General features: G+C 71.6%; 19 protein-coding genes and 1 pseudogene. 6 read left to right on the top strand and 14 right to left on the bottom strand.

What is annotated here, in order from left to right; genetic code table 11:
• Nucleotides 1-41: 41 nt before the first annotated feature.
• The 3 genes from QF034_RS38165 to QF034_RS38155 form a co-directional block, all read right to left on the bottom strand.
• Entirely contained in the window at nt 42-1,130 is a 1,089-nt protein-coding gene (locus QF034_RS38165) for an NADH-quinone oxidoreductase subunit B family protein (protein ID WP_307179227.1), read from the bottom strand.
• On the bottom strand, nt 1,130-3,289 hold the full coding sequence (locus QF034_RS38160) for a hypothetical protein (RefSeq protein WP_307179226.1): 2,160 nt from the start codon (nt 3,287-3,289) through the stop codon (nt 1,130-1,132). Before QF034_RS38160 ends, QF034_RS38165 begins: the two co-directional genes overlap by 1 nt.
• Nucleotides 3,290-3,486: 197 nt before the next feature.
• A complete protein-coding gene (locus QF034_RS38155; RefSeq protein WP_307179225.1) occupies nt 3,487-3,954 on the bottom strand; it encodes a DUF6069 family protein in 468 nt (155 codons plus the stop codon).
• 160 nt (nt 3,955-4,114) lie between these two features.
• Between QF034_RS38155 and QF034_RS38150 the strand changes: the two genes are divergently transcribed.
• Nucleotides 4,115-5,794 (top strand): NAD-dependent malic enzyme, encoded by a 1,680-nt coding sequence (locus QF034_RS38150; RefSeq protein ID WP_307179224.1) that lies wholly within the window; start codon nt 4,115-4,117, stop codon nt 5,792-5,794.
• Nucleotides 5,795-5,869: 75 nt separating this feature from the next.
• Nucleotides 5,870-6,784 (top strand): RNA polymerase sigma factor SigJ, encoded by a 915-nt coding sequence (gene sigJ, locus QF034_RS38145; protein ID WP_307179223.1) that lies wholly within the window; start codon nt 5,870-5,872, stop codon nt 6,782-6,784.
• Nucleotides 6,785-6,807: 23 nt separating this feature from the next.
• Here sigJ and QF034_RS38140 read toward each other — a convergent pair whose 3' ends face one another.
• Together QF034_RS38140 and QF034_RS38135 are read right to left on the bottom strand one after the other, a co-directional pair.
• A complete protein-coding gene (locus QF034_RS38140; protein WP_307179222.1) occupies nt 6,808-7,545 on the bottom strand; it encodes an SDR family oxidoreductase in 738 nt (245 codons plus the stop codon).
• 153 nt (nt 7,546-7,698) lie between these two features.
• The gene (locus QF034_RS38135) at nt 7,699-8,694 is read right to left on the bottom strand and encodes an Lrp/AsnC family transcriptional regulator (protein ID WP_307179221.1); all 996 of its coding nucleotides are present in this window, start codon (nt 8,692-8,694) and stop codon (nt 7,699-7,701) included.
• 119 nt (nt 8,695-8,813) lie between these two features.
• On the opposite strand from QF034_RS38135, the gene QF034_RS38130 reads away from it, so the two are divergent.
• Genes QF034_RS38130 through QF034_RS38120 form a run of 3 tightly spaced genes read left to right on the top strand, consistent with a single transcriptional unit; the run spans nt 8,814 to nt 12,819 of the window.
• Nucleotides 8,814-10,133 carry an Nramp family divalent metal transporter gene (locus QF034_RS38130; RefSeq protein WP_307179220.1) on the top strand — a complete coding sequence of 440 codons (1,320 nt, stop codon included), beginning with the start codon at nt 8,814-8,816 and terminating at the stop codon, nt 10,131-10,133.
• Nucleotides 10,130-11,581, top strand: coding sequence for an amidase (locus tag QF034_RS38125; protein ID WP_307179219.1), 1,452 nt, complete (start codon nt 10,130-10,132; stop codon nt 11,579-11,581). The genes QF034_RS38130 and QF034_RS38125 overlap by 4 nt, the downstream gene beginning before the upstream one ends.
• Nucleotides 11,578-12,819, top strand: a complete 1,242-nt coding sequence (locus tag QF034_RS38120) for an NAD(P)/FAD-dependent oxidoreductase (protein WP_307179218.1) — start codon at nt 11,578-11,580, stop codon at nt 12,817-12,819. Before QF034_RS38125 ends, QF034_RS38120 begins: the two co-directional genes overlap by 4 nt.
• A 7-nt stretch (nt 12,820-12,826) precedes the next feature.
• Here QF034_RS38120 and QF034_RS38115 read toward each other — a convergent pair whose 3' ends face one another.
• From QF034_RS38115 to QF034_RS38095, 5 genes are all read right to left on the bottom strand, one after another.
• On the bottom strand, nt 12,827-14,566 hold the full coding sequence (locus QF034_RS38115) for an amylo-alpha-1,6-glucosidase (protein WP_307179217.1): 1,740 nt from the start codon (nt 14,564-14,566) through the stop codon (nt 12,827-12,829).
• A gap of 79 nt (nt 14,567-14,645) precedes the next feature.
• Complete coding sequence (locus QF034_RS38110; protein WP_086562640.1) at nt 14,646-15,470, bottom strand: carbohydrate ABC transporter permease; 825 nt, start codon at nt 15,468-15,470, stop codon at nt 14,646-14,648.
• The gene (locus tag QF034_RS38105) at nt 15,467-16,453 is read right to left on the bottom strand and encodes a carbohydrate ABC transporter permease (protein WP_307179216.1); all 987 of its coding nucleotides are present in this window, start codon (nt 16,451-16,453) and stop codon (nt 15,467-15,469) included. Before QF034_RS38105 ends, QF034_RS38110 begins: the two co-directional genes overlap by 4 nt.
• A gap of 10 nt (nt 16,454-16,463) precedes the next feature.
• Nucleotides 16,464-17,705, bottom strand: a complete 1,242-nt coding sequence (locus QF034_RS38100) for a sugar ABC transporter substrate-binding protein (protein ID WP_307179215.1) — start codon at nt 17,703-17,705, stop codon at nt 16,464-16,466.
• Nucleotides 17,706-17,822: 117 nt separating this feature from the next.
• Nucleotides 17,823-18,845, bottom strand: a complete 1,023-nt coding sequence (locus tag QF034_RS38095) for a LacI family DNA-binding transcriptional regulator (protein WP_307179214.1) — start codon at nt 18,843-18,845, stop codon at nt 17,823-17,825.
• Nucleotides 18,846-19,152: 307 nt separating this feature from the next.
• Between QF034_RS38095 and QF034_RS38090 the strand changes: the two genes are divergently transcribed.
• The gene (locus QF034_RS38090) at nt 19,153-21,834 is read left to right on the top strand and encodes a carbohydrate-binding protein (protein WP_307179213.1); all 2,682 of its coding nucleotides are present in this window, start codon (nt 19,153-19,155) and stop codon (nt 21,832-21,834) included.
• A 102-nt stretch (nt 21,835-21,936) separates the two neighbouring features.
• Here the strand turns inward: QF034_RS38090 and QF034_RS38085 are convergent, their stop codons facing one another.
• The 4 genes and pseudogenes from QF034_RS38085 to QF034_RS38070 all read right to left on the bottom strand — a co-directional run bounded on the left by QF034_RS38085 (nt 21,937) and on the right by QF034_RS38070 (nt 25,529).
• Nucleotides 21,937-22,650: an SDR family NAD(P)-dependent oxidoreductase gene (locus QF034_RS38085; protein WP_307179212.1), complete on the bottom strand. Its 714-nt coding sequence runs from the start codon at nt 22,648-22,650 to the stop codon at nt 21,937-21,939.
• A gap of 34 nt (nt 22,651-22,684) precedes the next feature.
• A pseudogene (locus QF034_RS38080) lies at nt 22,685-23,311 on the bottom strand (zinc-binding dehydrogenase); the annotation flags it as partial.
• A gap of 50 nt (nt 23,312-23,361) precedes the next feature.
• The gene (locus QF034_RS38075) at nt 23,362-24,060 is read right to left on the bottom strand and encodes a TetR/AcrR family transcriptional regulator (protein WP_307179211.1); all 699 of its coding nucleotides are present in this window, start codon (nt 24,058-24,060) and stop codon (nt 23,362-23,364) included.
• A gap of 44 nt (nt 24,061-24,104) precedes the next feature.
• Nucleotides 24,105-25,529, bottom strand: coding sequence for an aspartate ammonia-lyase (locus QF034_RS38070; RefSeq protein WP_307179210.1), 1,425 nt, complete (start codon nt 25,527-25,529; stop codon nt 24,105-24,107).
• Between the last annotated feature and the right edge of the window lie 159 nt (nt 25,530-25,688).

The following is a 25,688-nucleotide window of genomic DNA, read 5'->3' as shown; positions in this document are numbered from 1 at the left end:
CTGCCCCTCACTGTCGGTGGTGGGATGGGTCGCGGGTCTCATCAGGGGCGCCAGTGCGGGTCGTAGCCGCTGGTCAGCTTGCGCTTGTTGTGGCGCCATCTGGGCTCGTGGTTGACCAGTTCGTTGGTCATGCCGCGCAGGCGGCGGATGACGGCCCCGTACGGCTTGATGGCCAGGGACGACAGGGTTCCGCCGGGGGGCTCGTCCATGAACGGCATGAACGCGTCGGGGAAGCCGGGCATCGTGCAGCCGATGCAGATGCCGCCGACGTTCGGGCAGCCGCCGATGCCCGCCATCCAGCCGCGCTTGGGCACGTTGCAGTTGACGACCGGGCCCCAGCAGCCCGCCTTGACCAGGCACTTGGGCGAGTTGTAGTCCTTGGCGAAGCTGGCCTGCTCGTAGTACGAGCCGCGGTCGCAGCCCTCGTGGACCGTCTTCCCGAACAGCCACTGCGGGCGCAGCATGTGGTCCAGTGGGGGCGGGGGCGCGGAGCCGGCCGCGTGGTAGAGGACCCAGACCAGGGTCTCCATGAAGTTCTCGGGCTGGATGGGGCAGCCGGGCACGTTGACGATCGGCAGGCCGCCCTGGGAGGTGAAGTCCCAGCCCAGGTAGTCGGCCAGGCCCATGCAGCCGGTCGGGTTGCCGGACATGGCGTGGATGCCGCCGAAGGTGGCGCAGGTGCCGGCGGCGACCACCGCCCAGGCCTTGGGGGCCAGTTGGTCGATCCACCAGTTGAGGGTCTGCGGCTCGCCGGTCTCCGGGTCGTTGCCGAAGGACGTCCAGTAGCCGTCGCCCTCGATGATGTTCTGGTTGGGGATCGAGCCCTCGATGACGAGGATGAACGGGCCGAGTTCGCCGCGTACGGCCGCCCGGTAGGGGGCGAGGAAGTCCTCGCCGCCGAGGCTCGGGGAGAGCACCTTGTTGACGAGGTTCACCTTGGGCAGGCCCGGGATCAGCCCGAGCACCAGGTCCTCGATGGAGGGCTGGCCGGCGGCGGTGAGGGAGACGGTGTCGCCGTCGCAGCTCATGCCTTCGGAGATCCAGAGGATGTGGATCTCCTCCATGCCCTGCCGTTCCTCGGTCCGGTCGGGTTCCTTGCTGACTTCGGTGGTGCTGCTGTGTGTGGTCATCACTCGGCCTCCGCTGCGGGGGTCTCGGAGTCGGTCGTGTGCCGCGAAGGGGCTGCGGCGGGAGCCGGTGCCGACGGCTCGTCCGGGGATCCGGCGGGTTCGAGGGGTTCGAGCTCGTCGGGCCGGAAGTAGTGGAAGCGGCCGTACCAGGAGTGGAGTTCGGCCGCGGGGTCGTCGTCGAGGGTGACGGCGAGGTGCACGCTCCCGTCCACGTCGTGGAAGACGGCGGCGACCTCGGCGGTGCGGCCGGCCAGGAACATGTCCTGGGCATCGGCACCGCGTCCCCGGGGGCAGAGCCGCACGCGACTCCCGCCGCCCAGCGGGACGCCGCCGACGAGCACGGTGTCGGTGACCGGGGAGAGGCCGTCGTCGGCGCCCTCCTGCCACCACGCGGGGCGGTCGGTGGGGGTGGGTGGCGTGGGCGCCGGGGGCGCGGGGGCGGGCGTCATGAGGGCGGGAGCCCCGGGTGTCGGGGTCACAGGGGCGGGAGTCCCAGGCACCGGTGTTACGGGCACGGGTGTCACGGGAGCGGGAGCCCCAGGCGCCGAGGTCCTGGGGACGGCAGTCCCAGGCACCGGGGCCGCGGGCGCGGGCGTCGGGGTCGCCGGCACGGGTGTCACGGGAGCGGGAGCCCCCGGCGTCGGGGTCACAGGGGCGGGAGTCCCAGGCGCCGGGGTCACGGGTGCGGGCGTCACGGGGTCGGGAACCCCGGGCGCCGGAGTCGCAGGCGCGGACGTCACGGGCGCGCCAGCCCCAGGCACCGGTGCCACGGGCGCGGGCGTCACGGGGGCGGGAGTCCCAGTCGCTGGGGTCACGGACGCGGCAGTCCCCGGCACCGGCACGGGCGCGGCAGTCCCAGGCACCGGTGCCACGGGCGCGGGCGTCACGGGGGCGGCAGCCCCGGGCGCCGAAGTCGCAAGCGCGGCAGTCCCCGGCGCCGGGGTCGCGGGGGCCCCGGCCGCCGAAGTCGCAAGCGCGGGCGTCACGGGCGCGGCACCCGCAGGCGCCAAAGTCGCAGGCGCGGCACCCGCAGGCGCCGCAGTCGCAGGGGTGGCCGGTGTCAGGGAGCGGACGGCGCCGTGGAGGCGTTCGAAGACCTCCTGCGGCATCGTGTCGACGCGGTCGAGGATCGCCGCCGCCCTCGGGTCGGTGGCCCGCGCCTCGCGCTTCTCCTCGTCGGTCAGCAGCATCGTGCGCAGCGTGAGGATCTCGTCGATCTCCGCGGCGTCGTGCAGGTCGCCCGGGCTCTCGGGGGCCACCTGGGGGTGGTCGGGCAGGATGATGGGCGCGGAGAGCAGGACGTCGCCGTCGTCGCCGCCGAGGACGGGGAAGGTGAACTCGTTCCGGCACGAACGGGCGAGTGCGCTCAGGTCCGTCGGCGGGTCGATCAGCGAGACGAACTCCACGCCATCGCCGCCGATGAGCGTGTGGGTGGCGATGAGGGCCCGGCGCAGTGCCTCGTCACGAGCGGTCCGCGGTTCCGGTGCGGGCCCGGTGTTCGTGGTGCGCACGCGGAGCCGGCAGAGGTCGTCCGACAGTTGCTCGGCGGTGACGGTGATGTCGGCCCGTACCTCGTCGCGGTGTCGCACCACCCGCCCGGCGTGACCGGGCAGTGGCTCGACGTCCACTCCGGCCGCTGCGACCACGGGGACGGTGTGTCCACCCCGAAGGAGCTCGTCGAGCGGGACCTCGACCTCGCGTTCACGCGGCACGGCCTCGTCGAAGGTCAGATGCGTCGTGCCGTCGGCGGTGCGCAGCGACTCGACGACGTGATGACGGCCCTCCCGGCTCTCCTCCACCTGCTTGCGCTGCATCTGGAGGTGACGGATCCGCACACGTACGGACGCACTGCCGGGCCGCCGGATCCTCAGCAGGCACTCGGTCTGCTGGTACCAGGAGTCGGCGGAGCCGGAGACACCCGGGGCCACGGAGCCGTCCGCCTCCACCCAGTCCCTCGGGAACAGAACCCCGAACTGCCATCGGACGCGGTTCTTGGCCGAGGACCGGCGGTAGGGGTAGAGGAGATAGCCCTCGTAGAGGACGGCGTCGGCGACGGCGCTCACCCGCTCGAAGGCGTCCGGTGACCGGTCGGGGGGCGGATCCTCGCCGCCTCTCGTGGCAGCGCACGCCGTGCCGCCCTCGGCCAGTCCCTCCGCCATCGCGTCTCCTCGTCCGGGTGTGCACACGCTTCAGGGGTGCACGCGCATCCCTTCCACCACGGTCACACCGCTCATCCACGGTCGCCTCCTACGGCGCAGTGCCGTTGGGCCGTTCGGGGCTGTCGCGTGGTGCACGACGACGGCCCGTCCGCGGTGAGCGCGACGGGCCGGTGTCGGGATCGTGGGAGTCGAGGGCGTCACCTCCGCACGTGGGACAGCCGCCGTGCCACCAGGGGGACGATCACCGCGGCGGCCACCCCGTGCGACAGGGCGAGGACGATCTGGGTGGACGTGGCCGTGTGCGGGGCGACGGCCGGACCGGCGAGGGACAGTGCGGTGAGGACGACGGTGGTCACGGTGAAGGTGCGGGCGGGCTGCTTCGCCCAGCGGGCGAGCACCACCGCCAGGACGATCCCGGCGACCGACCAGAACACCACGCCGCCGCCGAAGCCGCCGACGGGGATGGCCGCGGCCTCCTCGGCGCCGGGACCGGCCGCCTCCATCGGGACGCCCGCGGCCCGGGCGACGAGCGCGAACGCCTCGGTCACGACGGCACCGGCGAGCGTCGCCAGGACGCCGACCAGCCATACGGGGCGCGTGGAAAGGAAGCCGGCGGTGTGCCGGGAGTCGGTCCGGGTCTGCGTCTGCGAGGTCGTCACGCTCATGTCGCCTTCTCCTGCTCGGTGTTGGGCTCGGTACGCCTGACGGAGAGGTAGACCGGGGGACGCGCCGGAACTCATCGGTGCTCCGGGGACCGGCAGACCGTTCGGCCGAGCAGCGCAAGTCGCCTGCACGAACCGGCGAGTCCGGGGAAGGCGTCACCCCATGGACCAGCCGAAGACCCCGCACCCCCGCACGACCACCAGCCCCGCCCTCACCACCCTGGCCGACCCGCTCGTCAACAAGGGCACCGCCTTCAGCCGGCAGGAGCGCGCCGAGCTCGGCATCGACGGGCTGCTGCCGCCCGCCGTGGAGACCCTGGACGAGCAGGTCGCCCGCGCCTACGAGGCGTTCCACGGCTATGACAAGCCCCTCAACCGGCACATCTACCTGCGCCAGCTCCAGGACACCAACGAGGTGCTCTTCTACCGCCTGGTCACCGAGTACCTGGAGGAGCTGCTGCCCGTCGTCTACACGCCGACGGTGGGCGAGGCCTGCCGGCGTTTCAGCGAGATCTACCGGCGGCCGCGCGGGCTGTTCCTGACGTGGGAGGACCGGCACCGCTTCCGGGACATCCTGCGCAACCGCCCGCACCGCGACAAGGACGTGGACGTCATCGTCGTCACCGACGGGCAGCGCATCCTCGGCCTGGGCGACCAGGGCGTCGGCGGGATGGGCATCCCGATCGGCAAGCTCAGCCTCTACACGGCGATCGGCGGCATCCACCCCGCCCGCACCCTGCCGATCCTGCTGGACGTCGGCACCGACAACGAGGACCTGCTCGGCAACCCGCGCTACCTCGGCCGGCGTGCCCGCAGGCTGACCGGCGCCGACTACGACGAGATGATCGAGGCGTTCGTCTCGGCGGTGGAGGCGGAGTTGCCCGGCACGCTGCTCCAGTGGGAGGACTTCGCCACCGCCCACGCCTATCCCATCCTCTCGCGCTACCGGGACCGGCTGCTCACCTTCAACGACGACATCCAGGGCACGGCGGCCGTCACGCTCGGCGCCCTGTCCACAGCCGCGAACGTGTCCGGCACTCCGCTGTCCGAGCAGCGCCTGGTGATCCTGGGGGCGGGGTCGGCCGCCATCGGTGTCGCCGACATGATCCGGACGGCCATGATCGAGGAGGGCCTGTCCGAGGACGAGGCCACGGCACGGTTCTGGATCCTCGACGTCGACGGCCTGCTGGTGCGCTCGCGCACGGAACTGACCCCGCAGCAGCGGGTGTTCGCGCGGGACGACGGCGAGGTGAACGGCTGGGACGGCACCGGCCTCGCCGAGGTGGTGCGCCGTGTCGAGCCGACGGCGCTCATCGGGTTGTCGACGGCTCACGGCGCGTTCACCGAGGAGATCGTGCGGCAGATGGGCTCGACCTGCGAACGGCCCGTCATCTTCCCGCTTTCCAACCCCACTTCTCACTCCGAGGCCGATCCGGCGGACCTCACCCGCTGGACCGACGGCCGGGCGCTGATCGCCACCGGCTCGCCCTTCCCGCCGCTGACGGTGAACGGGCACGAGGTGCCGGTGGCGCAGTCGAACAACGTGTACGTCTTCCCGGCCATGGGCCTCGCGGTGACGGCGAGCCGGGCCACGCGCGTCACGGACCGCATGATGGTGGCCGCCGCCCGGGCCGTCGCCGAGTGCGCGGTACGGGCGGCGCCCGGCGACGACGGCCCCGTGCCGCTGCTGCCGCCCCTGACGGGGATGCGCGAGTCCGCTCGCGAGATCGCCCTGGCGGCGGCTCTCGCCGCGGTCGAGGACGGGGTCGCTCCGCAGGCGACGGAGGACGAATTGCGCAAGGCGGTCGCGCAGGCGCAGTGGACACCTCGTTACGACGACTGAGCGCCGCCACATGCACCGGCTCCGAGGGTCGTACTGTCTGAGGCACGACGGTCGACCCGCGGAGGCATCGGCAGCATGGACCAGGGACAGCCCCTCACCGACGGCGCGCTGGACGCGGCCGCGGACGCGTTCGAGCGCCTGCGTCCCCGGCTGTTCGGTATCGCCTACCGCGTTCTGGGCAGCGTGTCCGAGGCCGAGGACGTGGTGCAGGACGTGTGGCTGCGCTGGCAGGGCGCGGACCGGAGCGCCGTGCTGGACGACGGGGCGTTCCTGGCGAAGATCACCACACGTCTGGCGATCAACGTGGCCCAGTCGGCGCGGGTTCGCCGGGAGGCCTATGTGGGGCCGTGGCTGCCGGAGCCGGTGGACACCAGTGTGGATCCGCAGGTCGGCGCGGAGCGGGGCGAGGCGCTGGAGCTGGCCGTGCTGCTGGTCCTGGAGCGGCTGAACCCGGTGGAGCGGGCGGCCTATGTACTGCGGGAGGCGTTCGACTACGCGTACGACGAGATCGCGGGCATGCTCCGGTTGAGCCAGGCCAACACGCGGCAGATCGTCAGCCGGGCCCGCAAGCGCCTGTCCGCCGAGCGCCGTGACCCGGTCGACCCGGCACAGCACCGGCGCCTGCTCGAAGCCTTCGTCGCCGCCGCGCGGCACGGTGACGTCGCGGCGCTGGAGAACGTGCTGTCGGCCGACGTCGTCGCCTACGCGGACGGCAACGGCATGCGCGGCGTGGCACGGCTGGAGATCGTGGGGCCCGAGCGCGTGGCCAGGGTCACCGCCTTCGCCCGGAAGTTCTTCCCCGGGGCCGAGTACGGCATCGTCGAGGCCAACGGACGGCCCAGCCTGCTGCTCGCCCGGGACGGGGCCGCCGTCGCCCTGGTGAGCGCCACCGTGGGACCGGACGGCATCGACGGGCTCTACTGGGTCCTGACGCCGGACAAGCTGAGGGCGTACGAGCGGTCGGCGCGCAGGCTCACCGACCGCCCGTAGGGCCTGTCCGACGACGGACATCGTCAGTTCTGCTTGACCCATTCCTCGTAGCGGGTGGACGCGAGATGCGCGGTGCCGTCGCCGGTGAGCACGTCGGGCATGCCCGCGAACAGGCCGGCGGTCTCGTCGGTGACGACGCTACGGCCGTCCGGCTTCGCCGCCAGGGTGAGTTCACCGAGCCGGTCGAGCCGGTGCACTTCGGGTCCCGCGATGGTCCGGATGCCGTTCGACGGTTCGCCCTGGGCGGCCTCGGCGACGGCCGCCGCGACATCGGCGGAGGCGATCGGGCGCAGCCGCGTGGACGGCAGCCGCACCTCACCGTCCTGGGTGGACATGTCCATCACCGGGGCGACGAACTCGAAGAACTGGGTGGCGCGCACGATGCTGTAGGGCACGCCGCTGCCGCGCACGGCGTTCTCCTGGGCGACCTTGGCCTCGTAGTAGCCGTATCCGGGCACCTGGTCGACGCCGACGATGGAGAGCCCGACATGGTGGCGGACGCCCGCCTCCTTCTCCGCGGCGAACAGGTTCCGTGCCGAGCGGGTGAAGAAGTCCAGCGCCGGCTCGCTGTCGAAGGACGGCGAGTTCGACACGTCCACGACCACGTCCGCGCCCTTGAGGGCCTCGGCCAGTCCCTCGCCGGTGAGGGTGTCGACCCCCGTGGAGGGAGCGGCGGCCACGGCGTCGTGGCCCTTGTCGCGCAGCAGCGCGACGACCTGCGAGCCGATGAGTCCGGTACCGCCGACGACCACGATCTTCATCACTGTCTCCGTTTCGCTGAGGGATTGACTCACCGGAGAGACAGGGCGGGGCCCGGGTCTGTGACAGCCGCCCCGGCCTGCGAGCCCTCTTCCCCACTGGAGACCGCCGTGTCAAGACCTGACGATCATCGATACATCGGCCTGAACAGGACGTCAGTCACGCAGCCGCGGCGCGAGCATCCCGCCCCGCTTCAGCGAGCCCAGGACCATCGACACATCCACCGACACGACCTCGCGCAGCCACGGGGCACGTGTGACGAAGTCGTGGAGCGCCGCCTCGTCCGGAAACGCGGTCAGGACCAGCAGCTGGCGTTCGCCGGTGACGAAGCTGACGTACCGGACGTGCGGGGACCCGGCGAGCGCCGCCGTCACCGCGTCGGCCTCCGACGGCACGGTCCGCACCCACAGCACCGCCTCCACCGGCAGCCCGAGCAGCACCGGTTCGATCACGGCACGGACGCGGACCCGACCCGCCCGGCGCAGGGCGCCCAGCCGGCGCCGGGCGGTGGCCTCGGACACCCCGGACACCCGGGCCAGTTCGTCGAACGTGCACCGCCCGTCCTCGGCCAGGGCGTGCACCAGCAGCCGGTCGGCGCGGGAGAGCTCTCCGGCCCCGTCGAACGGGGGCGACACGTCCGCCGACGCGGGGAGGGCTCCGGTCCCTTCGGTGAGTGCGGCGATCTCGGCCTCGGTGAGCAGACCCGCGTGCCACTCGCGAATCGTCCGCACGTGCCGCAGCACCGGGAGCGTCAGCGTCCTCACGACCCCGGGCAGGCCCGGCAGGTCGTCCATGACGAGTCCCGCGAGACGGTCGCGCGGGCACTGCACCTCCGCGACGCAGTCCCAGGTCCCGGTCAGGAGCTGGGCGAAGGCACAGTCGGGCCGGCGCGCGAGCGCGGTGGCGACCACGCGGGCCTGGCCGGGCGCGCAGCGCACTCCGATCACGGTGCTGCGTCCGCGCACCGGCATGGCGCCGATCCGTACCAGCCCGGAGTCCAGCAGCCGGGTGCCCCGGCGGACGACGGTGCGCTCCGGTTCGCCGAGCGCCGTCGCGATGGCGTGCCACGAGGCACGGCCGTCGATCTGCAGCGCGCTGATGATGCGCCGGTCCAGCGAATCGGCCACGAAGCCGGTGTGCGGTGCGTCCATCGGCCTGAGCGTATGGCCGATTCCGTCGATTTCCCAGGGAATCTTGTTCCCATCCGTCGCCGTGCCCGACTCTGCCGGGAAGCCGGACCGCACTCTCCCCACCTCCGGAGGTGGCCGACATGACCGCGACACCCGGAAGTCCCCCTCACCCGCCGACGGCTGCCCCGTCCCCCGAGTCCTTCCCCGCCCCCACCACCCGGCGCGGACGGCTGGCCGTCCTCGGGCCGGGGCTGGTCCTGGCGGCCGCCAGCGTGGGCGCCGGCGACATGGTGACGTCGCTGGCGGGCGCCGCCGGCTACGGCATGGCCCTGCTGTGGGCGATCCTCATCGGCGTCGTGCTCAAGTACGCGCTGACCGAAGCGGTAGGACGCCTGTATCTGGCGACCGGGCTGACGGTGATCGCGAGCCTGCGCTCGGCCGCCCGCTGGCTCCCGTACGCCTTCTTCGGATTCGTCCTGGTCATCGGGCTGCTCTACGGGGCGGCCCTGAGCTCGGTGGCGTCGCTCGCGCTGTCGACGCTGTTCCCCGTCCTGCCGGTGAGGCCACTGGCCCTGGTGATCGCGCTGGCGTCGGCCGGAATCGTCTACGTGGGCCGGTACACGCTGTTCGAGCTGGTGATGAGCGGGTTCATGCTGGCCAAGTTCGTCGGCATGGTCGTGCTGGCCGTGGCCACGCTGGCCACCATGGACGACCCGTCCGGACTGGTGTCCTCACTGCGGCCGCGGCTGCCGGAGGGCGACGTCATCACGGTCCTGGCCCTGGTCGGCGGGGTGGGCGGCACGGCCGGAGTGGCCTCATACAGCTACTGGGTGCGGGAGAAGCGCTGGCGGCACGCGAGCTGGCTGCCCGTCATGCGGGCCGACACGGCGATGAGCTACACGGTCACGTTCCTGTTCGTGGTGTGCACGTCGATCGTGGGCACCGGCCTGCTGTACGGCAGCGGCCGGACGATCACCGGCAACGAAGGGCTCGCCGCACTGGCCGAACCGCTCGGCGCGGATATGGGGTCGGCAGCCCGGGTGCTGTTCCTGGGCACCTTCTTCCTCGTCACCCTGAGCGCCCTGGTCGGCGGCTTCAACGCCCTGTGCTATCTGCTGGCCGACTCGCTGCGCACCCTGCGCTCAGTGCCGGACGACGAGGCCGAGCGGCACATGGGCCAGCGCAGCCTCCCGTTCCGCCTGTTCGTGCTCTACTGCGCGGCCACGTCCGTGGCGGTGACCTTCGCCGGGAAGCCGGTCCCCCTGCTGCTCACCTACGCCGCCGTGGGCTCCCTCGTCCTGCCGTTGCTGTCCGGGGCGCTGCTGGTCCTTCTCAACCGGCGAGGCCTTCAGCCGCCGTACCGCAACAAGACTCTTTCGAACGTGCTGCTGTCGGGCTCCTTCGTCCTGTTCGGGGTGCTCGCCGTCGTGCAGCTCAAGGAAACCCTGGGAGGACTGTGAACCCCGCCGACCTGTGCTTCAGCACCGCGACCGAGCTCGCCGCGGCCCTGCGGAGTCGTGAGATCTCCGCCCGCGAGGTCGTCACCGCCCATCTGGAACAAATCGACCGGGTGAACCAGTCGGTGAACGCGATCGTCACCCTCGTCGCCGACCGGGCTCTGGAGGCGGCGGCCGAAGCCGACGAACGGACCGTCTCACAGGCGGAGTTGGGACCGCTGCACGGGCTGCCCGTCGCGCACAAGGACCTCCACGACACCGCGGGCATCCGCACGACGTACGGCTCACCCGTCCTCGCCGACCACGTCCCGGCCCGGGACCACCTGGTCGTCGAGCGCCTCAAGCGGGCCGGGGCCATCACGCTCGGCAAGACGAACGTGCCCGAACTCGGGATGGGCTCGCACACCGTCAACCCCGTCTTCGGCGCGACCCGCAACCCCTACGACCTCTCGCGCAGCGCGGGCGGCAGCAGCGGCGGCGCCGGGGCCGCGCTCGCGTGCGGTTTGCAGCCGATCGCCGACGGCAGCGACACCGGCGGCTCGCTGCGCAACCCGGCGTCCTTCAACAACGTGGTCGGCCTGCGCCCCTCCCCCGGCCGGGTCCCCTCTTGGCCCGACAAGGCGCCGTGGGGGCAGCTGTCGGTCAAGGGCCCCATGGCGCGGACCGTGCAGGACGTCGCCCTGACGCTGTCGGTGCTGGCCGGGCCGGATCCGCGCAGCCCGCTCGCCCTGGAGACGCCGGGTTCCCTGTTCTCGGGCCGGCTCGACGGCGATGTGCGCGGCTGGCGGGTCGCCTGGTCGCCCGACCTCGGCGGGAGCGTGCCGGTCGACCCGGAGGTCCGGGACGTGGTGCGCGGCGCGGTGCAGGTGTTCGGGGAGCTGGGCTGCGAGGTCGAGGAGGCCTGTCCCGACCTGTCCGGCGCCGACGAGGCGTTCCTCGTCCAGCGCGCCTGGCAGATGGAGCTCGCCTACGGGCCCCTGCTGGACGAGCACCGGCACCGCATGGCCCCGGACGTCGTCTGGAACATCGAGGAGGGCCGCAAGCTCACCGGCCCGGACCTGGGCCGCGCCCAGCTGCTCCAGGCGGCGCTGTTCCACCGGGTGCGCGAGTTCTTCGGGAGGTACGACGTCCTGCTGCTGCCGGTGAGTCAGGTCCCGCCCTTCGACGTCCGCCTCGCTTACCCGGCCTCGGTGGACGGCGTCGCCATGGAGACGTATCTGGACTGGATGCGCTCGGCGTCCCTGATCACGATGACCGGCTGCCCGGCCCTGTCGGTCCCGGCCGGCTTCACCCCGGCCGGGCTGCCGGTCGGGCTCCAGGTGGTCGGGCCGCACCGGGGGGACGCGGCCGTGCTGAGGGCGGGATACGCGTTCGAGCAGGCGACCCGGGTCGGGGAACGGCGACCGGACATCGCGGTGCACACGGATGTGGCGGAAGGCGGTCGGTCATGAGCCCGCGCAGTGTCGTGGTGGTGGGTGCGGGCATGGCCGGGCTGTCGACGGCCTGGTTCCTCCAGGAGGCCGGTGTCGAGGTCACCGTGGTCGACCGGCGGGGCGTCGCGGCCGGCGCGTCCTGGGGCAACGCGGGCTGGTTGTCCCCCGCCCTGACCGTGCCCCTGCCCGAGCCGGCCGCTCTGAAGCTGGGGTTGCGCACGCTTCTCTCCCCCGCCTCCCCGCTCTACATCCCGCCCCGCCCCGATCCGCGGCTGGCCCGCTTCCTGCTGGCGTTCACCCGGAACTGCACCCACCAGCGCTGGCAGGTGGGGATGGCGGCACTCGCCGCGCTGAACCGCCGGGCGCTGTCGGCGTACGACGATCTGGCCCGGGGCGGGGTCACCGAGCCGACGCGCTCGGGCGAGGCGTGCCTGCTCGCCTTCACCTCCGCGGCCGGCCGCGCCCCGCTCGTGGCGGAGCTGGACGCGGTGCGCGCGGCGGGGCAGGAGGTCGACTACGACCTGCTCACAGGGGCCGAGGCGCGCGCGTGGGAACCCGCGCTCTCCTCTCGCGTCGACGCGGCCGTACGGCTGCACGGCCAGCGTCACCTCGATCCCGGGGCCTTCGTCACGGCACTGGCCGACGCGGTCCGCGACCGGGGCGGAAAGATCGTCACCGGCCTGGAGATCACCCGGGTACGGGACCTGGGCACCGGGGTCGTCGCCCTCGCCCCGGACGGCACGTCCGTGCGGGCCGACGCTGCCGTCCTCGCGCCCGGGGCCTGGCTCGGCCGCCTGGCCTCGCCCTTCGGCGTGCGCGTCCGGGTGCAGTCCGGGCGCGGCTACAGTTTCTCTCTTCCTCCGGAGGGGCTGCCCACCCGGCCCACCTACTTCGCCGAGCGGCGGGTGGTCTGCACACCGCTCGGGGACCGCGTGCGGGTGGCGGGAATGATGGAGTTCACGGCGCCCGACCGCCCTGCGGACCCCCGCCGTATCGAGGCGGTCGTCAACGCGGTCCGCGATCTGCTCCCTTCGGCCGACCTCACCCGCCGCACCGACGCCTGGGCCGGCCCTCGCCCGTGCACGGCGGACGGCCTGCCCCTGGTCGGCCCGACCCGCTCGCCCCGGGTCCACGTCTGCGGCGGCCACGGCATGTGGGGCATCGCCCTGGGCCCCCTCAGCGGCAAGCTGCTGGCGGAGTCGATCGTCACGGGCCGCCGGGCTGCCGAGTTGACGGCGCTGCATCCGCTGCGGTGACGCACGGTCAGTGGCGGCCCCGGTGGGCGTGTGCTTCGGCGAGGAGGAGGTAGCTCGCGGCGGTCCAGGTGTAGGCGCGGTCGCGCAGACCCGTGCCTGTGAGGGCGTCGAAGTTCTCGGCGAAGCCGTGGGTCTCGCACAGTGCGCGGAAGCGGGCGCTGATGTCGTCCGCGAGCCGGTCGTGGCCGGCGCGGCGCAGGCCGTCCTCGATGAGGACGGTGGCGGGGGCCCAGACGGGGCCGCGCCAGTAGCCGTCGGAGAGGTAGTGCGGTGAGGTGGGCAGTTCGGTGGCGAGGCCGTACGGGGTCAGATGAGCCTTGATGTGGTCGGCCAGCGCGCTGCCGATCTCGCCGGGCAGGTGCTCACCCAGCACGATGGGCATGAGGTCGAGGAGGCTTGAGCTGCTCCAGGTGTGCCCGGTGGCGGCTCCCCGGGCGACGAACCGTTCGCCGGTCCAGAGCTCGTCCAGCAGCGCCGACTGGATCTCGTGTGCCGTGCGCGTCCAGCGGCTCGCTTCGTCCGGCTGGTCCAACTCCGCCGCCAGGGCGGCGAGTTCGTGGAGCTGCAGGACGAGGAAGGCGGCCAGGTCGGCGGTGACGACCACCCGCTCGGGGTCGAAGGTGGTGGCGTTGTCCCAGCCGCTGTCGTTGCCGTGCTGGTAGTGGGGCAGGGCGGCGCCGGGTGCGCGTCGTGCGGTGAGCCAGAAGTCCGTCCAGCGTGCCAGCCGGTCGTACGTCTCGGCCAGTTCCGCCCGGCTGGGAGGCTCCGGCAGGCGGCGGCGCAGACGGCCCGACGCCCAGCCGTGGACGGGCGGTTTGACGAAGTTGCGGAGGACCTCGGAGTGGGTGACGGAGTCGGGCAGGGCTCCGCTGCCGTCCTGGTGGTCGAAGGGCAGGGCGAACTGGTCCACGGCCAGCTCGGGACAGCCCGGGGCCAGGGCCAGGGCGTTGAAACAGTGGTCCCAGCTCCAGACCTTGTCCATCCAGTGCTTGGACATGAGGACGGCGGGCCGGGTGACGAGTCCGGTCCGGCGTACGGTCGCCGACCAGAGGACGTAGGCGGCGAGTTCGGCGGCCGGGGTGGCGGACGAGCGCCAGGGCGCCACCGCGTCGGCGAAGTCCGCGAAGGATCGGCGGGCCCCCGCCACGATCTCGCCGAAGGCCGCCGAGGACGCGTACGGCGGGCGAGCGGTGTCGAGTTCCTCGACGGCGATCTCCCACGCCCCGTCCGCCGCAGCGGCCACGGCGAGGCCGCGGTCGCCACCGCCCAGCGCCTGGGCGCCGGCAGTGTGGGCGATACGGCCGGACAGGACGGTCACGCGGTAGCGGCGTCCTGTCTCGTACGACGTGAACACGTGCGCGTCCGCCGCCGGGTCGTGGAAGAAGTACGTCCCGCTGAACGGCGTCAGGACCTGCGCGGCCGCGAAGACGCCGAGGCCCAGGCCGCTCCCCCGCAGGCGCACGGTGTCCGGCGACTCGTAGGCGAGGTCGATGCGCCCGGCCGGGCCGACCCAGCTGAGCAGTCCCGGAGTCGCCTCGACACGGGTGCCGGTGCGCTCGCCCGTCGCCGGGTCCAGCGGGACGAGGCGGAGGACGGCGTGCATGCCGTTCTGGTGCGAGACGAGGTGGAGGTCCTCGGCGTACGTCTTCTCCGCCACCACGGGTGAGATGCCGAACCAGGATCCGAACGTGCTGAACGGGATGTCGTGGACCGAGAAGGCAGGTCCGGACGACGGGGCGGCGGTCATGGAGGCGTGACTCGTTTCTCGAGCAGGGATCGTCGGCAGAAGCAGGGATCGTCGGCGGAAGGGCAGGTTCAGCGGGCGGTCAGTCCTTGACGGCACCGGCGGTCACGCCGGCGGCGACGTAGCGCTGGGCCAGGACGAGGATCACCGCGGCGGGCAGCGAGGCCACGACGGCGGTCGCCATGATGGCGTTCCACTCCTGGTTGTTGTTGCCGATGTAGTGGTAGATGCCCAGGGTGATCGGCTCGTGCGCACCGCCGTTGACGAGGGTGCCGGCGAAGACGAAGTCGGACCACGACCACAGGAACGCGAACAGCGACACCGTGACGACGGCGTTGCGGCTCATCGGCAGGACGATGGACCGGAAGGTGGTCAGGGGTCCGGCGCCGTCCATCGTCGCCGCCTGGAGCAGTTCGCCGGGGATGCCGGACATGAACGCCGTGAAGATGAGCACCGCGAACGGGACGGCCAGGGTGGAGTCGGCGACGATCAGGCCGGGCACGGACCGGAGCAGGCCGAGCTGGAGGTAGATCGCGTAGAAGCCCATCGCCATGATGATGCCGGGGATCATCTGGGCGACCAGGAAGAGGAAGCCGAGCAGACCCCCGCCGCGTGGGCGGAGTTTGGCCAGGGCGTAGCCGGCGGGGGCGGCCAGTGCCACGGTCAGGACGACCGTGCCCAGGCCGATGACCAGGCTGGTCGCGAGGTAGGGCAACTGCTCGTCCAGGACGGTGCGGTAGCCGGCCAGGGTGCCGTGCAGCGGCAGCAGGTCCGGCGGGCTCTTGCGCATGTCCTGGTCGCGGGTGAGGGAGACGTTGAGCATCCAGTAGACCGGGAAGAGCATGATCCCGGTCAGCAGCACACCGATGGCCGTCTTCCACCCCGTGCGGCCGGTGCGTCGGTTCATGACAGCGCCTGCTTTCGCTGGACCCGGATGTAGACGAGGCCGAACACCAGCGCGGCGACGACGAGCAGGTTGCCGACGGCCGCTCCGGGGCCGAAGGCGGGCAGGAGGTTGCCGAAGCCGAGCTGGTAGGACCAGGTGGCGAAGGTGGTGGACGCGTCCGCCGGGCCGCCCTTGGTCATGATCCAGATGATGTCGAAGACCTTGAGTGTGTAGACGAGGCCCAGGAGCAGGGTGATCGCGGACACCGGGCGCAGCAGCGGGAAGGTGATGCGCCAGAAGCGGTGCCAGGCGTTCGCCCCGTCCAGTGCCGCGGCCTCGTACAGGCTGGCGGGGATGGACTGCAGGCCGCTGTGGAGCACGACCAGGTTGAAGGGGACGCCGATCCAGATGTTGGCGATGATCACCGAGGTCAGTGACCAGGACGGTGAGGTCAGCCAGTTCACCGGGTCGATGCCGACGGTGCTCAGCAGGGCGTTGACGATGCCGGAGTCGCTGTTGAGCATCCACGACCAGGTGGAGGCCGACACGATCAGCGGCAGCAGCCAGGGCACCAGGAACAGGGCCCGCAGGGTCGCCGACAGCCGGAAGTTCTGATGGAAGAAGACCGCGAGGGCCAGGCCGATGGCGTACTGGAAGACCAGGCACACGGCGGTGAACACCACGGTGTGGAGCAGGGCCGGGGCGAAGGTCGGGTCGTCGAGGACCTTCGCGTAGTTCTCCAGGCCCGTGAAGGGCGCGTTGCCCTGGACGAAGGAGCGGACGGTGTAGTCGCGCAGGCTCAGGTCGAGGTTGCGGTACAGCGGATAGGCGTAGAAGAGGACGAGGTAGAGGGTCACCGGGGTGAGGAAGGCCCAGGCGGCCCATTGCTGGGAGGTCGGACGGCGTCGTGTCCCGGGACGGGCCGGGTGCGGGGCGAAGGCCCCCGCCGGCCCGGTCGGGGTGCGCACGGGCCGGTGGTCCGGCGGGTGTGCCGTCTGCTTCATCGGGCCCATGTCACTTGACCGCGGCCTGAGCCGACGTCAGGGCGTCCTTGGGCGACTTCGCCCCGCTGAGGGCGGACTGGACCGCCTTCCACAACTGCTCCGAGATCTTGGGGTACTTGGTGCCGAGGTCGCCGCTGGTGCGTCCCTTGGCCGACTTGACCGCGTCGACCCAGGGCTTCAGTGCGGGGTTCGCCGCCACCTGCTTGTCCTGGACCTCACCGGTGGGGGCCACGTAGGACAGGGTGGTGTCGGTGTCGTACAGGTTCTGGGTGCTGGTCAGGCAGGTCGCCAGCTTCTGCGACGTGGTGTAGCGGCCGGTGTCCTCCTGGACCGGGAGGGTGACGAACTCGCCGCCGGTCGGGGCGGCGGCGTGGCCCCCGTCGGAGCCCGGGATCGGCAGGACGCCGTACTCGAAGCCGGCCTTCTCGGCGTTGGCGAGCTGCCAGGTCCCGTTCTCGGCGAAGGCGTAGTCGCCGCCGGCGAACTCCTGCCAGCTGGTCGTCTGGGTGTTGTTGATGACCGAGTTGGGGGCGTAGCCCTTGTCCAGCCAGCCCTTCCACAGCGACAGTGCGGACACGGCCTCGTCCGAGTCGGCCTGGGTGAGCTGCGCGCCCGATCCCCAGAACCAGGGCAGGAACTGGAAGCTGCCCTCCTCGGTGCCGATCGCCGAGAAGGTGATGCCCTTCTTGCCCGCCTTCTTGACCTTCGCCAGCGCCGCCGTCAGCGACGTCCAGTCCTTGACCGAGGCGATGTCCACCCCGGCCTCCTTCAGCACCTTCTTGTTGTAGTAGAGGGCGAGGGTGTTGGCGCCGATGGGTGTGCCGTACGTCTTGCCGCCCGACTGGCCGGCCGCGAGCAGGTTGGGGTCCACCTTGGAGGTGTCCAGCTTGTTCTCGTCGGTCGTGGTGAGCACGCCCGCCTCGGCCAGGGTCGAGACGACCGGATTGTCGACGATCAGGACGTCCGGGGAGTTGCCCTGCTGGGCGGCGAGCAGCGTCTTGTTGGCCAGGTCGCTGGTGTCGTAGCCGGTCCGCTGGACCTTCACGCCGGCCCGGGTGCCGCACTTGTCCAGCAGCTTCGTCCAGGCCGAGCCCTTGGCGAACTGCGGGTACGGGTCCCAGATCGTGTAGGTGCCGCTGTCAGCGTCCTTGGCGTCGGTGCTGCCCGCGCCGGAGGAACAGGCGGTGCCGACGACGGCGACGACGGTCGACAGGGCCACGGCCGTGAGGAGCCGTCTGGAGGAGCTGTGCATGGCGGGTCCTTCGTTCTCGGCATACGGGTGCCGTGGGAGGGGTGGCGGGCTGTGCGGGTACGCCGAAGGGCGGCGGCGTGCCTGATGAAGTGCGGAGAGTGCGAGGAGGGTCGAGGGTCAGACGGGGGGCGTACCGCCGGCGGGCCCGGTGCTGGCCCGCAGCGAGATGGGCGGTGCGAGAAGGTGGTGCCGAGGCGGCGCGCCGGGATGGTCGAGCCGTTCGATGAGCAGGTCGACGGCGCGACGGCCCATCTCCTCGGCCGGTACGTCCGCCGCGGTGAGCTGCGGGGTCACCGTCTCCGCCCACCGGCCGGCGACGACTCCGGTGACGGAGAAGTCGCGCGGCACATGACGGCCCGCCTGGGAGAGCCCTCGGTACAGACCGCCCAGGGCGGCCTCGTTCAGGGTGACCAGGGCCGTCGTCGCGGGATCGTCGTGCAGGATCTGTTCCAGGCACGCCTGGCCGGAGGCGGCGTCGTCCCCGCAGCAGTACGTCCGCACCGTCAGCCCGCGCTCGGCCGCCGCCTTGGTGAAGCCGTCCAGCCCCCGGTGCGCGGACTCGTATCCCGCCCGCAGGAGCTGTTCCGGCCGGTTGACGAAGGCGACCCGGTGATGACCGAGGTCCGCGAGATGGTGGACGCACGCCGCCGCCAGTGCGGTGTGGTCCAGGCCCACCCACCAGCCGCTCTCCGGGTGCGCGGTGCGGCCGATGGCCACGGAGGGGAAGTCCAGCGCGGCCAGGTGGTCGACCCGGTCGTCCTGCAGCCGGATCTCCATCAGGATCGCGCCGTCGACCCGCCGCTCCCCCAGCAGCCGCTGGAACGAGCGGTCGCTGTCCACGCCGCTCGGGGACAGCAGCACGTCGTAGTCATACGCTGCCGCGGCCTCCACCACGCTGCCGATGAAGTCCAACTGCATGCCCGTGTAGTGGTTCCCGGCGGGCGGGAAGACCAGGCCGATCGTGCTGGTCCGGCCGTTGGCCAGGGCGCGGGCACTGGCGTTGGGCCGGTAGCCCAGCTCGTCGATGACGTCCTGGATCTTCCGGCGGGTCTCGTCCGACACCGGACGCTTGCCGCTCAGCGCGTAGGACACGGTGCTCCGCGAGACACCGGCCCGCCGGGCGATCTCACCGATGTTCACGGGCGACTCCTTGCGTGGGCTGTCGAACCGGCGAGTGTCGAACCGGTTCGCGTGAAGTGAAGCTAAGAACTGCCCGGGCGGCTGTCAACACCCCGCACAGCACTTCTTGTCCTGCGACAGGGGTATTGCTGGGAGATTTCGCCGGTGCTAGCTTCCTGCGAACCGGTTCGACGAGCGGCCGCCTCCGCGTGCCGCAAGGGATGACGGACGGATCGCAACCCACTTTCGATGCGCAAGAGTCGAACCGGTTCGACTCCCTCAGTGTCCGATTCAGCGTCCGAGCAGTACGGAAACCACGGAGACCTCAGTGCGACGAAGCAGAACGACTGTGGCCGGAGCCGTCGCGACGGCCGCCCTCGCCACGCTCCTGGCCGGCCCGTCCGCGGGCACCGCCGGGGCCGTGGAGCGGGAACGGCTCGTCATCGATCTCGCCACCGACACCGGAGCCTTCCACGGCGGTGCCGCCGGCTCGCTGTACGGCGTGTACGGCGACGGCGTGCCGAGCCGCAGCCTCATCGAGGGCATGCGTCTGCGCACGGTGTCGACGAAGGCGCAGGACGGTCCGCAGCACCCGGGAGCGGACGCGCTGGAGATGCTGCCGCCGTTCGTGGACTCGGGCGGCAAGGACGTCTACATCTACATGACCGACATCTACCGCGGCTTCCCGTACCAGTGGCCGGGTGCGAGCGGCCCCGAGCGGCTCGCGGACTTCAAGACGAAGATCAAGAAGCAGGTCCAGCAGGTCCTGACCATGGGCAAGTACAAGGACCACGTCGTCTACGTGCCCTTCAACGAGCCCGAGGGCAACATGTTCGGGACCGGCGAGTGGAGTTACGACAAGGTCTCCTGGCTGAACGACCCGCAGCACTACTTCGCGGCCTGGAAGGAGGTCTACCGCCTCATCAAGGGCCTCGACCCGGACGCCCGCATCGCCGGTCCCAACACCAGCGTGCTCTACGACCAGGTCAAGGGCTTCCTGCAGTACGCCAAGGCCAACGACGTGGTGCCGGACGTGATGACCTGGCACGAGCTGTCGTCACCTGCCGCGGTCCGCACGAACGTGGCGAAGTACCGGCAGATGGAGAAGGACGTCGGCGTCGGGCCGCTGCCGGTCAACGTCAACGAGTACGGGCACAACTACCACCTGTCCGTGCCCGGCCAGGTCGTCCAGTGGGTCTCCGCCATCGAGGAGTCGAAGATCGACGCCGACCTGGCGTACTGGAACATCGACGGCAACCTCAACGACTCGGCCGTGGAGGCCAACAAGGGCAACGGCCAGTGGTGGCTGTTCAACGCCTACGGGCAGATGTCCGGCCACACGGTCGAGGTGACCGCCCCGCACCCCAACCAGCAGTACACCCTCCAGGGCGTGGCCACCCTCGACGAGGACAAGAAGCAGTCCCGGGCGCTCTTCGGCGGCAAGAGCGGCGACGCCGACATCGTCTTCGACCACATCGACCCGAGGCTGTTCGGGAAGACCGTGCGCGCCACCGTCCAGGAGATCCCCTGGACCGGCCAGGTCGGCGACTCCGCCCAGCCGTTGCGGCTCGCGGACCAGGAACTGACGGTCGGCGCGGACGGCTCGGTGACACTGCCGATGACCGGCATGAACGAGATGTCCGCCTACCAGGTCATCCTCTCCCCCGGCGGCAGCGGCGGGAAGCCGGACGCGCCTTCCGTGAGCTGGCGCGAGACGTACGAGGCCGAGAACGCCGCCTACACCGGCAAGGGCTACTCCAGGAACGGCCCCGAGGGCACGCCCTCCGACGTCGGCAAGTTCGCCACGTCGGGCGCCTACAACGTGGGCGGTCTGCGCACCGGCTCCGACGGAGTGCTCTCCTTCGACGTCGAGGTCCCGCGGGACGGCACCTACGACCTGAGCGTCTTCGCCAACTCCTACAACCTGTACGACCTGGTGAAGGAGCAGGGCCCGACCAACGTCTTCCTGCGGGTCGACGGCAAGGAGCCACAGGAACTGCGGCTGCCGCTGGGCTACAAGTGGGTGGTCTGGGGCCACACCGACACGACGGTGAAGCTGACGGCGGGCAAGCACCGGATCACGCTGGCCGCTCAGGACCCCGACCTCGGGGTCACCAAGGGTGACGCGATCATCGACAAGATCGACCTCGCCCTGCGCGACGAGAAGGTGACCGCCCCGGCGCTCTACGAGGCCGAGTACGCCACCCTCACCGGCACGGAGCCGCGCTACACGTACGGCGGTGCCTCGGGGCCGGGCGCGGTTCCGCTGCCGAAGGGCGCCTCCGCGACGTTCTGGGTCCACTCCCCCGCCGATGGTGAATCGACCGTGTCGGTCGACCACTTGGGCGGCGGACGGGCGAGCCTGGCACTCAACGGCGAGAAGCTCGACCTGCCCAAGGTCGGCGGGGCGGGGAAGGGCACGGACACGGTCCGACTGTTCCTGTCCGGCGGCATCAACAAGATCACCGTCACCGGTACGGCGGGCGAGCCGGTCCTCGACCGGCTGCGGGTCGCCCCGTCGAAGGGCACCCTGGTGCCCACCGTCTACCAGGCCGAGAACGGCACGCTCACCGGCGCCGCGAAGGTCACCGACGCCTACCCCTTCGCCACGAACGGCAAGGCCGTCACGGACATCGGCGACGGCAAGGCCAACGCCCTCACCGTCGACGTGGTCGCCGCCAGGGCCGGGCGGCACGCGCTGACCATCCGCTACTCCAACGCCGAGCAGGCGCCCGCCACCCACTACAACCCCGACCCGATCGCCCGCCACGCCGACCTCTCCGTCAACGGCGGCCCGGCCCGCCGGGTGCTGTTCCCGACCACCTTCCACTTCAACAACTTCTGGGACCTGACCGTCCCGGTCACCCTGAAGAAGGGCACGAACCGGCTCACCTTCACCGCCGAGGAACTGCCCGACTTCAACGGCGACACGTACAACCAGTACGACCAGCGGTCCCCGTACGCACCGGTCATCGACCGGCTCGCCGTCACGCCGATGGCGGCGAAGTAGCCCCTGGTGAAGGCGAGGCGCCGATCCGGAACCCCGGTCGGCGCCTCGCCCCGCGCGTCGGCGCCTGCGCCATGTCACCTACAGGGGGAAAGGGGAGCCGGGTCAGTCGAGGGCGACGCCCGTGTGCCGCTCCAGGGCTGCGATGAGCTGCTCCTGGAACCGTTCGTCCTGCGTGGCGGGGTGGGGTGTCCGGGGTTGCCGGTGGTACCAGTAGCCGCCGGTGCTCGGGGTCACGTCGTCGTGGGTGGCGAGCCATGCCTGGGTCTCGTGCCCGGCGGTCAGATCGTCCGGGGCGCCGCGACCGCCCATGCGGGTGGGGACCCAGCCGGGGTCGACCGCGTGGCTGGAGGTTCCTTCCCAGCGGGAGGCGAAGGCCAGCGCGAGGGTCGTGACCCACAGTTTGGTGTCGTCGTAGGAAGCGGATCCGACGGCCAGCCGGCGCAAATCGGTGGAGCCGGTGTGGTGCATGGAGCTGCTGAGGTAGACGAGCCGGGCCGGCTTGCCCATCAGCGCCGTCAGCATGTAGGGCGCGACCGTGTTGACGGTGACGTCTTCCGGGCGGTTCATGACGCCGGCGTTGTGGATGACGGCGTCGAAGCGGCCGAACCCGGCGGCCTGCCGGGCGACCTCGCGGATCTCGTCCAGGTCGGCCAGGTCCCCCGTGACGACGCCTTGCCACCGGGCGGTGTCGTCCGCGGCGGCGAGCCGGGCCCGGTTGCGCACGTGGACGACCACGTCGTGCCCGTCGCCGGCCAGCGCGTCCGCCGTGTCGCGCCCGAGCCCGCCGGCCGCCCCGGTCACCAGAACCAATGCCATGTCAGTTCCCTCTCCTGTCGTCGTCGGGAGCTCGTCAGAGAGTGAGGAGCACCTTGGTGGCGCGTCGCTCGTCCATGGCCTTGTATCCCTCCGCGGCCTCCTCCAGCGGGAGGGTGAGGTCGAAGACCTTGCCGGGGTCGATCTTCCGGTCCCAGACGAGCTGGATCAGCTCGGGCAGGAACCGGCGCACCGGGGCGGGGCCGCCCTCCACGTGGATGTTCGCGAAGAACAGGTCGATGCCCGGGATCGTGACGTCGTAGTTGACGCCGACGAAGCCGAGGCGGCCGCCGGGGCGGGTGGAGTTGATGGCCTGCATGGTCGACTCCTGGGTGCCGACGGCCTCGACCACCGAGTGCGCGCCGAGCCCGTCCGTGAGTTCCTTGACCCTCGCCACGCCCGCGTCACCGCGCTCCTCGACGATATCGGTCGCCCCGTAGAACCGGGCGAGCTCCTGCCGCTCGGGGTGGCGGGACATGGCGATGATCCTCCCCCGGTCTCGGCTTCGCTCGACCGGGGGCGCCCCCATCGCGCCCAGCTGCTTGGCCGCCAGGACGGCCATGAGGCCGACCGCGCCGTCGCCGACGACCGCGACCGTCTTGCCCGGGCCGGCCTCGGCGGCGACAGCCCCGTACCAGCCGGTGCCGAGCACGTCGGAGGCGGCCCCACCCAGGAGGCGGGCTCCGCCACGCGGTAGGCGGACCGGCCCGGGCGTCAGCCCTTCTTGCCCGGCGCGGGCGCGGTGGGGCCTTCCGGGCCGGCGCGGAGCATCGCCTTGTAGAGGGCGTCGTGCTCGGGCGGGTCGGGCAGGGGGCCGCGGGCCGGGGCCTCCAACGACTGGATCACCAGGGCGACGACGCGCCGCCAGGCATCCGGGGCGGCGTCGCCGGTGGCGTTGACGACGCCCGCGTTGGCCATGTGGATCAGCACCAGGTCCGAGGGGTCGAAGTCCTCACGCAGCCGGCCCGCGGCCTTGGCCCGGTCGATGAGCCGGACCAGGGCCTCGTACGCCTCGTCGCGGCGCTGCTCCAGGGCCTTGGCGGTGGGGAAGGTCATGGTCAGGACGTCGGCGAAGCCGTGGTCGGCGGCCTGCATCGCACAGGCGGCCTCGATGTAACCGACGAAACCGTGCCAGGGGTCCGGGTCGTCCAGGGCGGCCGCGACCGCGTCGGCGTACGCGTCCATGCGGTCGGAGAAGACGGCCTCGACCAGCTCCTCCTTCGTCGGGAAGCGGCGGAACATGGTGGCGATGCCCACGCCCGCCTCGCGGGCCACCGACGCCATCGAGGCGCTCAGACCGTCCCGCGCGAACACCGAGCCCGCGGCGGCGATGATCCGCTCCCGGTTGCGCTCGGCGTCCTTGCGCAGCGGCGGGGCGGCGGGACCGTCGGATTGCTGGGCGCCAGGACTCATACCGGCCACTCTAGCGATCGGGTCGCCCTGTCCGGTTCCCTCCCTCACGGCTTGGTCGGAACCTCCGGCAGCGGTGTCCGGCCGGTGAGGTTCTCCGGGCGCAGGATCGTGGCCAGTTGCTCCGTCGTGAGCAGACCCGTCTCCGTGGCCAGCTCCTTGATGCCGCGTCCCGTGGCGAGGGCACGGCGGGCCAGCGTGGTGGAGGCGGCGTAGCCGATGTGCGGGGCGAGCGCGGTCACCAGGCCGATGGAGCGGTGGACCGTGTCGTGGAGGTGTTCGCGGTTGGCGGTGATGCCGGGGACGCAGCGGGTGGCGAGCGTGTCGCAGGCGGCCCGCAGATGGGGCAGGGAGCGCAACAGGCTGTAGGCGATGACCGGTTCGAAGGCGTTGAGCTGGAGCTGCCCGGCTTCGGCGGCCATGGTGACGGTCAGGTCGTTGCCGATGACCTCGAAGGCGACCTGGTTGACGACTTCGGGGATCACCGGGTTGACCTTGCCGGGCATGATGGACGAACCGGCCTGTACCGGCGGCAGGTTGATCTCGCCGAGCCCGGCGGTGGGGCCGGAGGACATCAGACGCAGGTCGTTGCACGTCTTGGAGAGTTTCACCGCGACGCGTTTGAGGACGCCGGAGAGCTGGACGAAGGCGCCGCAGTCCTGGGTGGCTTCGATGAAGTCGCCCGCGGGCCGGACGAGTTCGCCGCTGATGTCGGCGAGGTGGCGGCAGGCGAGTTCGGCGTAGCGGGGGTGGCCGTTGATGGAGGTGCCGATCGCCGTGCCGCCGAGGTTGGATTCCAGCAGGAGATCGGCGGCCTCGTCCAGGCGCTGGCGGTCCTCCTCGATCATGACGGCGTAGGTGGTGAACTCCTGGCCGAGGGTCATGGGAACGGCGTCCTGGAGCTGGGTGCGGCCCATCTTCAGGACGTCTCCGAACTCCGTCGCCTTCACCGTGAAGGCCGTGGCCAGGGCCCCCAGGGAGGCGCCGAGCCGGCGCAGTGAGGCGACCAGGGCCAGACGTACGGCGGTGGGGTAGACGTCGTTGGTGCTCTGGCCGAGGTTGACGTGGTCGAGCGGGTGGATGACGTCGTAGCGGCCGCGGGGGTGGCCGAGGATCTCCAGGGCGCGGTTGGCGATGACCTCGTTGGCGTTCATGTTCGTCGAGGTGCCGGCCCCGCCCTGGACGGGGTCGACGACGAACTGCTCGTGCAGTTGTCCGGAGCCGATCTCCTCGCAGGCCCTGATGATCGCACCGGCGATGTCCGGCGGCAGCAGGCCCAGGTCGCGGTTGGCCCGCGCGGCTGCCTGCTTGACGGCGGCCAGTGAGGTGATCAGGTCGGGGAACTGCGCGATGGTCGACCCGGTGATCGCGAAGTTCTCCACGGCCCGCACCGTGTGCACGCCGTAGTAGGCGTCGGCCGGGACCTCCTTGTCCCCCACCAGGTCGTGTTCCACGCGTGTGGTCGGCGCCATCTGATGCTCCTCGTCCGTGCGGGCCCCTTGACAGGCCGCTGCTTCCGGCATCAGTGTTACCGGCCAACACGCAGAACGCAATATATTGCATGTCAGGAGCATCATGAATCGCGTTCACCCTCACCCCACCAGCACGGACACCCCAGCGACCCGGCCCTC

Origin of the sequence: Streptomyces africanus, assembly GCF_030816955.1 — a bacterium.
GTDB lineage: Bacteria > Actinomycetota > Actinomycetes > Streptomycetales > Streptomycetaceae > Streptomyces > Streptomyces africanus.
Note: the sequence above shows the minus strand (reverse complement) of the source record. Positions and strands in the feature narration are given on the sequence as shown.

Excerpts from the sequence above, each read along its gene's own strand:
- QF034_RS38105 (WP_307179216.1), bottom strand. The coding sequence starts at position 16,453 with ATGAAGCAGACGGCACACCCGCCGGACCACCGGCCCGTGCGCACCCCG.
- QF034_RS38085 (WP_307179212.1), bottom strand. The coding sequence starts at position 22,650 with ATGGCATTGGTTCTGGTGACCGGGGCGGCCGGCGGGCTCGGGCGCGAC.
- QF034_RS38150 (WP_307179224.1), top strand. The coding sequence starts at position 4,115 with ATGGACCAGCCGAAGACCCCGCACCCCCGCACGACCACCAGCCCCGCC.
- QF034_RS38160 (WP_307179226.1), bottom strand. The coding sequence starts at position 3,289 with ATGGCGGAGGGACTGGCCGAGGGCGGCACGGCGTGCGCTGCCACGAGA.
- QF034_RS38135 (WP_307179221.1), bottom strand. The coding sequence starts at position 8,694 with ATGGACGCACCGCACACCGGCTTCGTGGCCGATTCGCTGGACCGGCGC.
- sigJ (WP_307179223.1), top strand. The coding sequence starts at position 5,870 with ATGGACCAGGGACAGCCCCTCACCGACGGCGCGCTGGACGCGGCCGCG.
- QF034_RS38070 (WP_307179210.1), bottom strand. The coding sequence starts at position 25,529 with ATGGCGCCGACCACACGCGTGGAACACGACCTGGTGGGGGACAAGGAG.
- QF034_RS38140 (WP_307179222.1), bottom strand. The coding sequence starts at position 7,545 with ATGAAGATCGTGGTCGTCGGCGGTACCGGACTCATCGGCTCGCAGGTC.
- QF034_RS38130 (WP_307179220.1), top strand. The coding sequence starts at position 8,814 with ATGACCGCGACACCCGGAAGTCCCCCTCACCCGCCGACGGCTGCCCCG.
- QF034_RS38110 (WP_086562640.1), bottom strand. The coding sequence starts at position 15,470 with ATGAACCGACGCACCGGCCGCACGGGGTGGAAGACGGCCATCGGTGTG.
- QF034_RS38155 (WP_307179225.1), bottom strand. The coding sequence starts at position 3,954 with ATGAGCGTGACGACCTCGCAGACGCAGACCCGGACCGACTCCCGGCAC.
- QF034_RS38165 (WP_307179227.1), bottom strand. The coding sequence starts at position 1,130 with ATGACCACACACAGCAGCACCACCGAAGTCAGCAAGGAACCCGACCGG.
- QF034_RS38075 (WP_307179211.1), bottom strand. The coding sequence starts at position 24,060 with ATGAGTCCTGGCGCCCAGCAATCCGACGGTCCCGCCGCCCCGCCGCTG.
- QF034_RS38120 (WP_307179218.1), top strand. The coding sequence starts at position 11,578 with ATGAGCCCGCGCAGTGTCGTGGTGGTGGGTGCGGGCATGGCCGGGCTG.
- QF034_RS38115 (WP_307179217.1), bottom strand. The coding sequence starts at position 14,566 with ATGACCGCCGCCCCGTCGTCCGGACCTGCCTTCTCGGTCCACGACATC.
- QF034_RS38100 (WP_307179215.1), bottom strand. The coding sequence starts at position 17,705 with ATGCACAGCTCCTCCAGACGGCTCCTCACGGCCGTGGCCCTGTCGACC.